Source organism: Pseudoalteromonas sp. SM9913, from assembly GCF_000184065.1.
In the GTDB taxonomy this organism is placed as follows: domain Bacteria; phylum Pseudomonadota; class Gammaproteobacteria; order Enterobacterales; family Alteromonadaceae; genus Pseudoalteromonas; species Pseudoalteromonas tetraodonis.
The window spans coordinates 2,429,918-2,443,115 of the sequence record NC_014803.1 but is presented as its reverse complement, the minus strand read 5'-3'; the positions used below and the strand labels follow the sequence as shown (position 1 = coordinate 2,443,115).

10 protein-coding genes and 2 pseudogenes are annotated in these 13,198 nt (G+C 40.4%); all 12 read left to right on the top strand.

Features of this window, described 5'->3' with window-relative positions; genetic code table 11:
* The first annotated feature begins 57 nt into the window (after nt 1-57).
* Nucleotides 58-801, top strand: a complete 744-nt coding sequence (locus tag PSM_RS11190) for a flagellar basal body rod protein FlgF (RefSeq protein WP_013465590.1) — start codon at nt 58-60, stop codon at nt 799-801.
* Between the two features lie 21 nt (nt 802-822).
* Nucleotides 823-1,611, top strand: coding sequence for a flagellar basal-body rod protein FlgG (gene flgG / locus PSM_RS11185; protein ID WP_013465589.1), 789 nt, complete (start codon nt 823-825; stop codon nt 1,609-1,611).
* Between the two features lie 14 nt (nt 1,612-1,625).
* The gene (flgH, locus tag PSM_RS11180) at nt 1,626-2,309 is read left to right on the top strand and encodes a flagellar basal body L-ring protein FlgH (protein WP_013465588.1); all 684 of its coding nucleotides are present in this window, start codon (nt 1,626-1,628) and stop codon (nt 2,307-2,309) included.
* A gap of 38 nt (nt 2,310-2,347) precedes the next feature.
* A complete protein-coding gene (locus PSM_RS11175; protein ID WP_013465587.1) occupies nt 2,348-3,415 on the top strand; it encodes a flagellar basal body P-ring protein FlgI in 1,068 nt (355 codons plus the stop codon).
* 150 nt (nt 3,416-3,565) lie between these two features.
* Nucleotides 3,566-4,561 carry a flagellar assembly peptidoglycan hydrolase FlgJ gene (flgJ, locus tag PSM_RS11170; protein WP_008113076.1) on the top strand — a complete coding sequence of 332 codons (996 nt, stop codon included), beginning with the start codon at nt 3,566-3,568 and terminating at the stop codon, nt 4,559-4,561.
* A gap of 1 nt (nt 4,562) precedes the next feature.
* Nucleotides 4,563-6,569: a flagellar hook-associated protein FlgK gene (flgK, locus tag PSM_RS11165; RefSeq protein ID WP_013465586.1), complete on the top strand. Its 2,007-nt coding sequence runs from the start codon at nt 4,563-4,565 to the stop codon at nt 6,567-6,569.
* 2 nt (nt 6,570-6,571) lie between these two features.
* A complete protein-coding gene (flgL, locus tag PSM_RS11160; protein WP_013465585.1) occupies nt 6,572-7,831 on the top strand; it encodes a flagellar hook-associated protein FlgL in 1,260 nt (419 codons plus the stop codon).
* A 275-nt stretch (nt 7,832-8,106) separates the two neighbouring features.
* Nucleotides 8,107-8,517: pseudogene (locus PSM_RS18870) on the top strand (flagellin N-terminal helical domain-containing protein); the annotation flags it as partial.
* Between the two features lie 417 nt (nt 8,518-8,934).
* Nucleotides 8,935-9,555, top strand: a complete 621-nt coding sequence (locus PSM_RS18865) for a flagellin (protein WP_442852288.1) — start codon at nt 8,935-8,937, stop codon at nt 9,553-9,555.
* Nucleotides 9,556-9,772: 217 nt separating this feature from the next.
* Nucleotides 9,773-11,215 (top strand): annotated as a pseudogene (locus PSM_RS11150) (flagellin).
* 100 nt (nt 11,216-11,315) lie between these two features.
* Entirely contained in the window at nt 11,316-11,702 is a 387-nt protein-coding gene (locus PSM_RS11145) for a flagellar protein FlaG (protein ID WP_013465582.1), read from the top strand.
* Between the two features lie 29 nt (nt 11,703-11,731).
* The gene (gene fliD / locus PSM_RS11140; RefSeq protein ID WP_013465581.1) at nt 11,732-13,156 is read left to right on the top strand and encodes a flagellar filament capping protein FliD; all 1,425 of its coding nucleotides are present in this window, start codon (nt 11,732-11,734) and stop codon (nt 13,154-13,156) included.
* Nucleotides 13,157-13,198: the final 42 nt, after the last annotated feature.

Sequence of the window (13,198 nt, the reverse complement as noted above, 5' to 3'; positions counted from 1 at the left end):
TAATTTGGCACTTATATTGCATTTACTCATACATAGATTTCTTAATGAGTCGATGTTATGGATAAAATGGTCTACATAGCGGCATCTGGCGCTAAACAAAGCATGCAAGGGCTTGCTCTTAAAGCCAATAATTTGGCAAATGCGAATACCACTGGGTTTAAATCTGATTTTGCGCAAGCACGGTCAATGCAGGCTTTCGGTGAAGGTTTGCCGACTCGTGTTTTTGCTATGCAGGAGCGCCCAGGATCAAACATGACATCGGGCGGTGTTGTCGAAACAGGTCGCAGCCTTGATATTGCTATGAGTGATAACGCATGGCTGAGTGTTCAGGATGCCTCTGGTAATGAAGCCTATACAAAAGTGGGTTCGTTAAATATAACGGCTGAAGGAATGTTGACTACCAGCGACGGTCGTCAAGTTATTGGCGAAGGTGGGCCAGTCATATTACCTGTACCGATTGAAAAAATTGAATTTAGCAAAGATGGCACTATTCAAGTTCGCCCTCAAGGTGCACCGGCTAACTTTTTAGAAGAAGTTGATCGGCTAAAAGTAGTTGATGCAAACAACGCTACACTCGAGAAGGGTAACGATGGCTTATTTAGAGCTAAACCAGGCCAAATAGTTGAAACATCAGCCAATGTACAAGTATTAGGCGGCACATTAGAAAAATCGAATGTAAATCCTGTGCATGAAATGGTCGATATGATCAGTCATCAACGCCAATTTGAATTACAAGTAAAACTGATGAAAACAGCTGAAGAGATTGACGAACGTCAAGAACAGCTGATGCGCATCGTTTAACTATAACGTGAGGATATTATTATGAATCCAGCATTATGGATAAGTAAAACAGGGCTTGACGCTCAACAAACAGATATATCGGTTATATCAAATAACTTAGCGAATGCCAGTACAGTGGGTTACAAAAAAAGCCGCGCTATTTTTGAAGACTTACTCTACCAAAATATTAATCAACCAGGCGGTCGCTCATCGCAAGACACCGAAATGCCGTCAGGCTTAATGTTGGGCGCGGGTACGAAAGTGGTCGCTAATCAGAAAAACTTTTCCCAAGGTAACATGCTCACCACTGAAAATTCATTAGATTGGATGATTTCTGGTCCTGGATTTTTTGAGGTTTTACAGCCTGATGGCAATATTGCCTATTCGCGTAACGGTCAGTTTACCACCGACGGTGAGGGGCGAGTTGTAACTTCGGGTGCCGGTTACGTTGTTCAGCCTGAAATGAATGTGCCTGATGATGCACAGTCAATCACCGTATCTCAAGATGGTGAAGTGTCAGTTCGCATTAAAGGTCAAGCCGAAAACGTGGTTATTGGTCAAATTACTATTAGTGATTTTATCAATCCGTCGGGCCTTGAGCCTATAGGGCAAAACCTTTATACCGAAACTGCAGTAAGTGGTGCACCTGTTCAAGGTAACCCGGGGGTTGAGGGCTTAGGTACAATTATTCAAGGTTCACTTGAAACATCAAATGTAAATGTGACCGAAGAGTTGGTTAATTTGATTGAAACTCAGCGAGTTTACGAAATGAACTCAAAGGTAATTTCAGCGGTTGATGAAATGATGAGCTACATCAATCAACAATTATAGTCTTGGGGGATTGTATGCGTAATATCATGTTATTTGCAGTAGGGACTTTACTGTTAAGCGGTTGTGTATCTACACAAAATAATGAAGTAGTGCAGGACGATCCCTACTATGCACCTATGTATCCTGAGCCTAATATGGAGCCAGTGGTAGCAACTGGCTCTTTATTCAGTACTCAGTTATCGAATGACTTATATGCCGATAAGAAAGCACTTAGAACAGGCGATATCATTACTGTTAAATTGCAAGAGTCAACCCAAGCCACAAAAGCGGCTAAAACAGAAACAGATAAACAAACAGATGCTAGCCTCGATCCTGTTATTGGTTTAGGTGGTTTACCGGTTAATATTGGTGGCGATAGTATTCAATTTGGGGTTGGTAGTGATGCGTCGTTTAAAGGTGACTCAAAATCAAATCAATCAAACAGCCTAGTTGGCGATATTTCGGTTAACGTGATGCGAGTATTACCAAATGGTAATTTAGTGATTCGCGGTGAAAAATGGCTAACGCTAAATACCGGTGAAGAATTTATTCGCTTAGAGGGGTTAGTGCGTCCACAAGATGTTAATGCTGATAATACTGTTGAGTCTAATCGTATTGCGAATGCGCGTATTCAGTATTCAGGTAAGGGTCAAACTCAAGAGGCACAAAGCCCGGGTTGGTTAACGCGTTTCTTTAGTAGCTCATTGTTTCCTTTTTAGAGGACATTCGACATGAATGGTTTTAAAGTTTTTGTTTTATGGTGCTACTAGGCTGGCAATTTACTGCCAGTGCTGAGCGAATTAAAGATGTATCTATGGTTGAAGGGGTGCGCTCAAACCAATTAGTGGGCTATGGCTTAGTTGTTGGTTTACCAGGTACCGGTGAGCAAAGCCGTTTTACCGAACAAAGCTTCAAAGGCATGCTCAATAGTTTTGGTATTACGTTACCTTCTAGTTTAAAGCCAAAAATTAAAAATGTTGCAGCGGTTGCTGTTCATGCTGAACTCCCTCCATTTAGAAAGCCAGGGCAAACCATAGATATAACCGTGTCATCAATTGGCAGTGCAGGCAGCCTGCGCGGTGGCACATTATTACAAACATTTTTAAAAGGGGTTGATGGAAATGTATACGCTATTGCACAAGGGAGCTTAATTGTTGGTGGCTTAGGTGCTGAAGGCCTAGATGGCAGCCGAGTCGTTATTAATACGCCAACCGTAGGGCGTGTGCCAAACGGTGCCACGGTTGAACGTGCCGTTAAAAGCCCATTTATGCAAAACGATTATATTACCTTTAATTTAAACCGTCCGGACTTTACAACCGCAAAACGTTTAGAAAAAACCATAAATGATTTAATTGGCCCAAATAGCGCACAAGCACTCGATGCCGCCTCTATTCGGGTTGTTGCGCCACGAGATGCTTCACAGCGCGTATCGTATTTATCAACTCTTGAAAACTTAGAGTTTAAGCCTGCGGATACTTCGGCAAAAATAATTGTTAACTCACGTACCGGCACTATAGTTATTGGCAAAAATGTAAAATTACAACCTGCAGCAATTACACATGGTGGTCTTACTGTGACCATTGCTGAGCAACAAAATGTGGCGCAGCCAAATCCTCTAGCAGAGGGGGAAACAGTGGTTACCCAACAAAGTATTATTGACGTTAATCAAGATGATTCACGTGCTTTTGTATTTGACCCAGGTGTAAGCCTTGATGATTTAGTTCGTGCTATTAATGAAGTTGGCGCTGCCCCTGGCGATTTAATGGCGATTCTTGAAGCACTTAAAGAAGCCGGTGCAATTAACGGTCAGCTTGTTGTAATTTAGTTTTATAAGATTCTAGACCCTAAGCCCTAGGGTCTTTAACCCTTAACCTTTCATCCTTAACCTTTCATCCTTAACCTTTCATCGCTACTCTTCTTTTGGCTCAATTATTGCATTTAACTAGGTATTATTAATTATTGTGTCAAAAAGCTGATGGAAACAAATCATCTAGATAAGCAAAACTTTTTTGATTTAGGCAACTTAGACTCTTTGCGTCGAGATGCTTTAAACAGCGGTGATGCATCAACCGATGCATCTAAAGCGGCGTTAAAAAAAGCGGCGGCACAATTTGAAGCTATCTTCACCCAAATGCTACTGAAAAGTATGCGTAAAGCCAATGAGGCTTTTGAAGACAAAGAAAGCCCATTTAATGCAAGTGGCGTGAAGTTTTTTGAAGAAATGCACGACCAACAGATGGCTACAGAGCTTTCATCAAATGGCTCTTTAGGTCTTGCAGATTTAATTGTGCAGCAACTATCGCCAGATGGAAAAAACTTTATGCCAGGCTCTGTTCTTCGTACAACGTCAGATTTCTTTAGTGACCAACGTGCGGGTAGCACCTTACCTCATCAAGAAAACCAAAAGGTCACTGAAAAAGTGCCGCTCGTTGATTCAACTGAAAAAAGCGAACAAAACATAGCGTCTGGCACATTTGAAAATGCTGAGGAATTTGTAAGCACCGTATGGGAACACGCAAAAACAGCGGCTAAGAAAATTGGTTTAAATCCGGCGGTTATGGTTGCGCAAGCAGCATTAGAGACTGGTTGGGGTAAACATATTATCAGTAAAGGTGATGGCAATAGCTCAAATAATTTATTCAATATAAAGTCAGATAAAAGTTGGCAGGGCGAAAAAGCCAGTAAGGTCACTTTAGAGTTTGAGCAAGGCGCTGCAGTTAAAAAGCAAGCAAGCTTTAGAGCGTATGACTCAATAAAAGATAGCGTGAATGATTTTGTGGATTTTTTAACACAGAACCCTCGCTATCAAGATGCATTAAACAATACAGCAAAGCCGCACAAATTTTTAGACTCTTTACAGCAAGCCGGTTATGCAACCGACCCTAACTATGCAGACAAAATAAAAAGAGTGCTTAACAGTAACGAGTTAAAGAATATCGCCACAAGCGTTATCCGCCAAGGAGTAGAGTAACATGTCGTTTAATTTATTAAATATTGCTAATTCAGGAATAAGAGCAAACTCTGAGTTATTGCAAACGACAAGTAAAAACATCGCAAACGTTAATACTGAAGGGTATGTACGAGAGCGCACTGAATTTACTACCATGATTGATAATCAGGTGGGCCGCGGTCAAACGTACCGGTTATTAAATGAGTTTGCACAAAAGCAATTAAACCGAGATACCTCAAATAAAAGCTTTTTTGATCAATTTGTTAGCGAGGCGAGTCGGGTTGATCAAATTTTTTCAGAAAAATCAAACAGCTTATCAACTAGTATCAACTCGATGTTTAACAACGTGCAAGAAGCACTTAACCAACCTTCATCTACGGTTGCTCGTTCATTGGTGATGAGTGATGCGCAAAATCTGATTGATCAAATGGACCGGCTTGCAGGTATTGTTTCAGAGCAAAAAGCAGTGGTTAATGAGCAATTAGAAATATTTTCTGAAGAGGCGAATACGTTAATCGAAAGTATTAGTTCGTTAAATCAAGAAATTGCGGGTGTTCATGGCACTAAAAACGAAGCAGATGCTAGCTCAGCTTACAACGAGCGTGATAAAGCAATACGTGATTTATCAAAACTAATTGATATAGAAACACTCGATGGCCCTAATGGTGAAAAACAAGTATTTATGGGCACAGGTGAAGCGGTTGTTATGCAAAATGGTTCATTTAACTTGTTTTCGATTAGTGGCGATCCCGATGCCAATTTTAAAGAGTTACGCTTAGATGTAAATGGTGGCCAAGCCGTTCCACTAGAAATAGATCCCACTAAACTCAAAGGTAAAATTGGTGGCTTATTGGCATTTAGAGACGATATTTTGGTGCCTGCACAAAATCAAATAGGTCAGATGGGCATTGCGCTTGCTGATTCGTTTAATCAGCAAAACCGTTTAGGAATGGATGCAAACGGTGAGCTTGGAGGCGATATTTTTGATATCCCAACGGTCAGTGCTTTTGTTTATCAAGCAAATACCGGAACAGCTAATATGTCAGCAACCGTTGAAGCTGGTAAAGGCAGTGAACTACCAGCGAGTGATTTTGTGATCACCTATACGGGGAACCCTAACGAAGTAAGTATTCAGCCAATAGATAATAAAGGCGAGCCTTTAGGCAGTGCATCGTTAGCTGTTATTCCACCGAGTGGCATTATTGACTCTGCGGCAATCACCAGCGGGGAGTCGTTTGGTTTAGAGCTAAACGTAACCGGAGCTGGTAATGCCGGTGATCAATTTCAGATAAAACTTAATAGTGGCGCGGCTGGCAATATATCGCTGACAACAGGTCGAGGAGAAGACATTGCATTGGCCTCTCCAATTAGAACAGCAGACGGGCTTGATAATACAGGCACTGGGACTATTTCACCGGGTGATGTGAGCGATGTAACTACCGGCAGTTTTACAAACCCTTTAGGCTTAGCAAATGGTCCTATTAACATTGTTAAAACTGCTAATGCTAACGAATATCAACTTACTGATGGTAATGGTACAACCACGTTTACGGTTATACCGCCTGCTAACAATATTTTGGCGCAAGCGGGGCCTCCTTATGATGGCTATGGTTTTGACTTTAATATTGAAGGGGTACCGGCTACAGGTGATACCTTTAATTTAGAATTTAATGAAGGCGGTTTTGATGATAACCGTAATGGTCAAAAACTCGCTGACTTACAAAATAGCGATTTAGTACGTCAAAATGTGGTAGCAAGTGCCTCAGCCGATAATCATAAAACCTTGAACCAGGCCTATGCTGGATTAGTAACCGATGTTGGTGTAGTAACCAGTCAAGCAAAAACCAACGGGGCGGCATTTGATGCTTTAGCACAGCAATCAGAAGCCTGGTATGAATCGTTATCCGGCGTAAATTTAGATGAAGAGGCAGCTAATTTGCTGCGTTTTCAGCAATCTTATGCTGCATCGGCTCAAGTACTGTCTGCAGCACGTTCTATTTTTGACACTTTACTGAGTGCGGCGAGGTAATTATGCGTTTATCAAATAATTTAATGTATCAAAATAACATTAATAAAATACTTGAGAATCAACAAAATGTAGCTGGTGCGCAGGAGCGCGTTACGACAGGTCAAAAATATTTGAGTACCTCAGAAAACCCTGCTGCTATTTCGCAGGGTATGTTGTACACCAATAAAATAGAAACTAATGAGCAGCTGACGAAGAATATTAACCAGCTAAAAGGGCGTTTAGAAACCGAAGAAAGTTTATTACAAGGTATGAACGACACTATTTTAGAAGCGCAAATGTTAACTATACGAGCGGGCAATGGTTCGTTAGATAAAGGTGATTTGGCTTCGGTTGCCAGTGAACTAAAAGAATTGCAAAAATCGCTGCTTAACTTAATGAATAGTCAATCTGAAGGGGGGAAATACCTTTTCTCTGGCTATCAAGACGATATTCAAACTTATACATTTAATAGCACTAATGGCAAATACGAATACCAAGGCGATCAAGGCCAGCACGAAGTAACTATTGCAAAAGGCGTTGAGATCAAATCAAGCGATAATGGCTTTAATGTATTTGAACGAGTTGATGCACGTCTTGATGTGGTATCGAATGGTGGAGCGCCATCAGGCGGTATTACCGCTGGAACTGTTTATGTTCAAAATCAAGGTGAGTTTGATCGTTTTCACAAAGATAATTATAACTCAGACCCAGATCCGCTTATTTCTCCAACGATCAATACCTACAACGTTAATGTGATCCCTGGTGCGACCCCTTCATCGCCTGATCAGTATGAGATATTACGTGATGGTAATCCTCTTGTACCACCTGTGACTGGTGAAGTAACTGATGAGCCGATTGAATTTGCCGGTATGGAAATTCAACTTGAAGGTGTAGCACCGGGGCAGCTTGATTTTACCCTTGAGAAACCAAGCAAAGAAAATGTATTGAATACACTAGAAGATTTGATCATTAGCCTAAATGACGAACAACTTGATGAAGCGCAAATTAACCAAGCATTATCGGATGGTTTAATTCAGCTTAAAAATGCTAGTGAACAGATTGTATTTACACAAGCTGGTTTAGGTGGACGGATGAATGTGGTTGAGCGTGTGACCGATTCAAACAGTGCACTGGATATTAATAATCAAGAAAATAGATCCAGCCTGATTGAGATTGATGCCGCTGAAGCCATCAGCGATCTTACTAAACATGAGTCTGGTTTACAGGCTTCACAAGCGACTTTTGGTCGCTTGGCTAAACTTTCATTATTCGATTATTTATAAATACCATCCAAGGCAGGTTATTACTTTACGAGAAAAGTAGGTAATAACTTGCCTTAACGAAGCGGCAAAAAACTGTCACCCCCTTTTTATCTTCTGTCAAAAAATCGCTAACTTCTAATTTAAAGCAGCAATAAGTGTTATTTAGTTGTTTTAAAACATAAGGTTAATCTTTTTTTTCTAGTTGGCACAACTAATGCATTTAGCTAGTTATAGAAAGTGTGGTTTTTGCTTAAATATTTTGAACCACATTCTGATTGAAACTAGGAGATGGTAAAATGGCTTTAAGCGTAAATACAAATGTTGCATCACTTAATGGGCAACGCAATCTATCTAAATCTAGCATGGCACTTGAAACCTCAATGCAGAGACTATCATCTGGTTTGCGTATTAATAGCGCAAAAGACGATGCTGCAGGTTTACAAATTGCCAACCGACTAACTTCTCAGGTTAATGGCCTAACAGTTGCTCAGCGTAATGCCAATGATGGTATTTCTATGGCGCAAACCGCTGAGGGTGCGATGCAAGAGTCTGCAAACATCTTACAACGTATGCGTGACTTATCACTGCAATCAGCGAATGGTTCAAACAGTGCGGTTGACCGTGCATCCCTGCAAAAAGAAGTCAGTGCACTGCAACAAGAACTCACTCGAATTGCAGACACCACCAAATTTGGTGGCACCAGCTTACTTGATGGTACCTTTGGTACAAAACAATTCCAAGTGGGCGCAAACGCGAATGAAACCATTAATGTAAGCTTACGTAATGTAGCAGCAGATTCAATTGGTGCGCATGAAATTAAAGGGCCAGGCAACGCCGTAGATGCAAATACTAGGCTTGGCGATGTACAAACGGTTAACTTAGCAACCAACCATGGCACCAGTGCTGATACAGTTAACATTAATGGTACAGATATTGTTATTGCTGGTGGTTCTGGTGCGGCTGTAATTGCAGATACAATTAATAAGTCGGGTGCAGGCGTGGTTGCAGAGGCCAAAATTGATACGAGTTTTGCAGGTATTACCTCATCAAGTACGGGTGTTATTGAAATTAAAAAGAATGGCGCTGTAGAAAAGTCATTTGATTTAGGTACCTACGGTGGTGATATGGAGCGTTTAACTAGCGATATGCAGCAAGCTGGTTATGATGCTATTTACGACCCTGCAACAAAAGAAATTGCATTCAAAGCAACCGATGTTGATGGTATCGATATCACTGGAACTGATGTAAGTGGCTTTACAATAGGTGGTACTGCAGTAACAACAGTAGCTAACTCTTTTAGTGTTTCTGCAGAGTTAAACTTATCATCAGCAAATAAAATTGGTATTTCAGGTACAACTGCAAATCAGTTATTTGGTACAGGTACGGCAGCAATACAGTCAACAGGTGGTGCTAGTTCGCTAACAAGTATTGAGAGTGTGGATATTTCTGGTTCGACTTCGGAAGGTGCTCAAAATGCTATTAAAGCGATTGACGCTGCACTGGCGCAAATTGATGCACAGCGAGCTGACTTAGGTGCGGTACAAAACCGTTTTGGCTTTACTATTGCTAACCTTGCTAACGTATCTGAAAACGTGTCTGCTTCGCGTAGTCGTATTCAAGATACCGATTATGCGCTTGAAACAGCGACATTGACTAAAAACCAAATAATGCAACAAGCAGGTACTACTATTTTGTCACAAGCAAATCAGCTGCCACAGGCTGCATTAAGCTTGTTAGGTGGTTAATAATAATTAAAATTAAAAAAGCCAAGTATTTATACTTGGCTTTTTTGTTTGTATTTCAATCAACTAAAAGTTTTTACTGTTTTTTTTGAAAAAAAGCTAAAGGTAATTTTATAACAGCCGTTAACTTAATTAGAACGGAGCTTGAACAGATTTTTATTGTGATGGCTCTTGGTTAAAATCAATTAGTTACATTACGAAAGTAATCAGGAGTTATAACATGGCTTTATCAGTAAATACTAACGTTGCATCAATAAATGCACAAAGAAACTTATCAAAATCTAGCGATGCGTTAGGCACATCAATGCAACGTCTTTCATCTGGTATGAAAATTAACAGCGCGAAAGATGATGCTGCAGGTCTACAAATTGCTAACCGTCTATCTTCACAAATTAATGGTTTAGGTGTTGCTCAGCGAAACGCTAATGACGGTATCTCAATGTCGCAAACCGCTGAGGGTGCGATGACATAGTCATCAAACATTCTACAACGTATGCGTGACCTAGCGCTGCAATCAGCGAATGGTTCAAACGATGCTGATGCACGTGCGGCCCTTCAAAAAGAAGTAGGCGCATTACAACAAGAATTAACGCGTATCGCAGAAACTACTAAATTTGGTGGTACTAGCTTACTAGATGGCTCATTTGGTACTAAGCAATTCCAAGTAGGTTCTAATGCAAATGAAACAATTAACGTAAGCCTTCGTGACGTATCAGCTGATGCTATCGGTGCAAATGAAATTAAAGGTGGTGCAACATCGACTGTTTCTGCGCTTGGCGATGTTCAAACGGTTGCTTTAAGTGCCAATGTAGCTACTTCAGCACAAACAGTTAATATCAACGGTGTTGATATTGAAGTTGCAGCAAGCTCTGGTGCTGCAGCAATTGCTGATAAGATTAATTCTTCAGGGGCGGGTGTAAATGCTCAAGCTAAATTAACAACTACAATCGCTGGTATTGATGCAAGTAGCTCGTCTACAATTGAGATTAAAAAAGGTGGTACTGCAATTGATAAATATGACTTGGGTACATTTGGCGGAGACATGGCTCGCCTAGCTAAAGATATGCAAGAAGATGGTTATGATGCTGTTTATGATGAGGCAGCCGGCTCTATATCATTCACAGCTACAGATATAGATGGCATTGATGTAACTGGCGCCGGCGATACAAGTGGTTTTACCATCGAAAATAAAGCGGTGGCTAGTACTGCAGGTTCATTAAGTCTTTCAGCAGAACTTAACTTAAGTTCAGCTGATAAAATAGGTATATCAGGAACAAAAGTAGATGAGATATTTGGTTCAGATGCATCTACAATAGATTCAACAGGTGGCTCAAGTGCGTTAACTTCAGTTGAGACTATTGACATCTCAGGTGCTACTTCTGCAGGTGCACAAAATGCAATTAATACAATTGATGCGGCGCTTGCGCAAATTGATGCACAACGTGCAGACTTAGGTGCGGTACAAAACCGTTTTGGCTTTACCATAGCAAACCTTGCAAACGTATCAGAAAACGTATCGGCTTCTAAAAGCCGTATCGAAGATACCGATTACGCTGCAGAAACGGCTAAGCTAACGAAAAACCAGATCATGCAACAGGCTGGTACAACAATCTTAGCTCAGTCTAACCAGTTACCACAGGCAGCACTTAGCTTATTAGGTTAATTTAACAATAAGCTCTATACTTTAACTACTAAGGAAGGGGCAACCCTTCCTTTCTTGTATAGGTATAAAGCTTTATATCGCTTTATAGTAGGAGCGAATTATGGAAACGCAAAGTTTAAATCTAAACATCAACTCAGCTCAAAAAGGTGAGGTTACCTCAAGTTATCAAGCCCCATCTCAAGTTAAGCAAAATGTTGATGAACAGAAGAATACAACCACCCCTACTGCTGCAAGTAGAAACGAAGTCTTTGAAACTGAGTTATCACCTGAAAAGCTAGAGAAGGTGGTACAGCAATTGCAGGACTTTATGGGTGAAATGAACCGCAGTCTTCAGTTTAAAGTAGATGAAGATTCTGGCCGCAATGTAATCAAGGTTATCGACAAAGAAAGTGGTGATTTGGTAAAGCAATATCCGTCAGAGGAAGTATTAGGTATAGTTGCTAAATTGGCTGAAGCCACCGGTGTATTGGTTGATTTTAAAGTTTAATTTTTCAGTAATTTAAGAGGGTAATTATTATGGCTATTTCATTTACGGGCATAGGCTCCGGACTTCAAGTAAACGAAATTGTAAGTGCTTTAGTCAATGCTGAAAAATCCCCTTATCAAGCGCGAGTAACAAAACAGCAAGCTAATTTCACGACTGATATATCTGCTGTAGGCACACTAAAAGCGTCTTTAGAAGAGCTGAATGGTTCTTTGGAGTCACTATCATCAGTTGATGAATATCAAAAAAGAACAATAAGTGGTAGTGATGAATTTGTTTCTTTTAGCTCTGAAAAAGATGCACAAACCAATAATTACTCAATTAAAGTTAATAGTTTGGCCGAAAACCATAAGCTAACATCAAATGCTATAGCTGGCGATGAAGCGGTGGGTGAAGGTAAGCTATCTATAAGTTCTGGCGCTAACAGTTTTGGTATTAATGTGTCAGACACCGCAACACTTGCTGATATACGTGACGCGATTAATGACTCAACTGACAATGACTCCGTGAATGCCACTATTATTACCGATGACACGGGGCAGCGGTTAGTATTATCAAGTAAAGAAACCGGCGCCGAAAACGCAATAAAAATTGTAGTTGATGATGTCTCTGATGGCAACAATACAGACGCCTTGGGTTTATCTCGTCTTGCGTATGACAGTGATACAGCATCAGCAACTTACGCTGAAAACCTAAACGAAGTAACTGCAGCGACGGATGCCTCAATTACGATAGATGGTACGCTTGTTGCGACGAGCAGTACAAATGAATTTAAAGATGTCATTGAGGGCGTCACCATTAATGCCAAAAAAATGCATGGAACTGACGATGATTTAAGTAAAGCCGTAATAACAGAAAATAATAAAAATATTACAGCTGGTTTGAACTCATTTGTAGACAAATTTAATGCTTTTATTGATTTATCTAAGCAATTAGGACGCTCAAGTGCTGAAGAGGGCGTAGGGGCGCTTGCTGGTGACTCATTATTAAGAGGGTCTGTAAACCAGGTGCGCTCATTGTTAACCTCAGAATTTAGCACGGGAAATGGTAATACCGATTTTTTAGCTAATTTTGGTATTAGAACGGAGCGTTCAGGTAAATTAAGTATTGATTCCGATGCATTAAAAGCTGCGATAGAAAAGGATCCTCAAGCCTTACAAACCTTTTTTATCGGAGAAAATGACGGTGATGGTTTTGTTGGCCAGTTAGACACAGTCATTAAAGGTTATACGGCTTCTGATGGTATTATTAGTTCACGTATAGAAGGTCGTGAATCACAGCTTTCTAAACTAGAAACTGATGTAGAGAAATTTAATATTCGTATGGCGAAATACGAAGAACGGTTATACAGTCAATATAATGCAATGGATTTATTAGTCGCCAATTTAAATTCAACAGGCAGCTATTTACAACAACAATTAGCTAACCTACCTGGGGTGGTTAAAAAATCAAGTTAAGCGGAGTGAAATTTGGACGCTAATCAACAAGAATTAACAAAA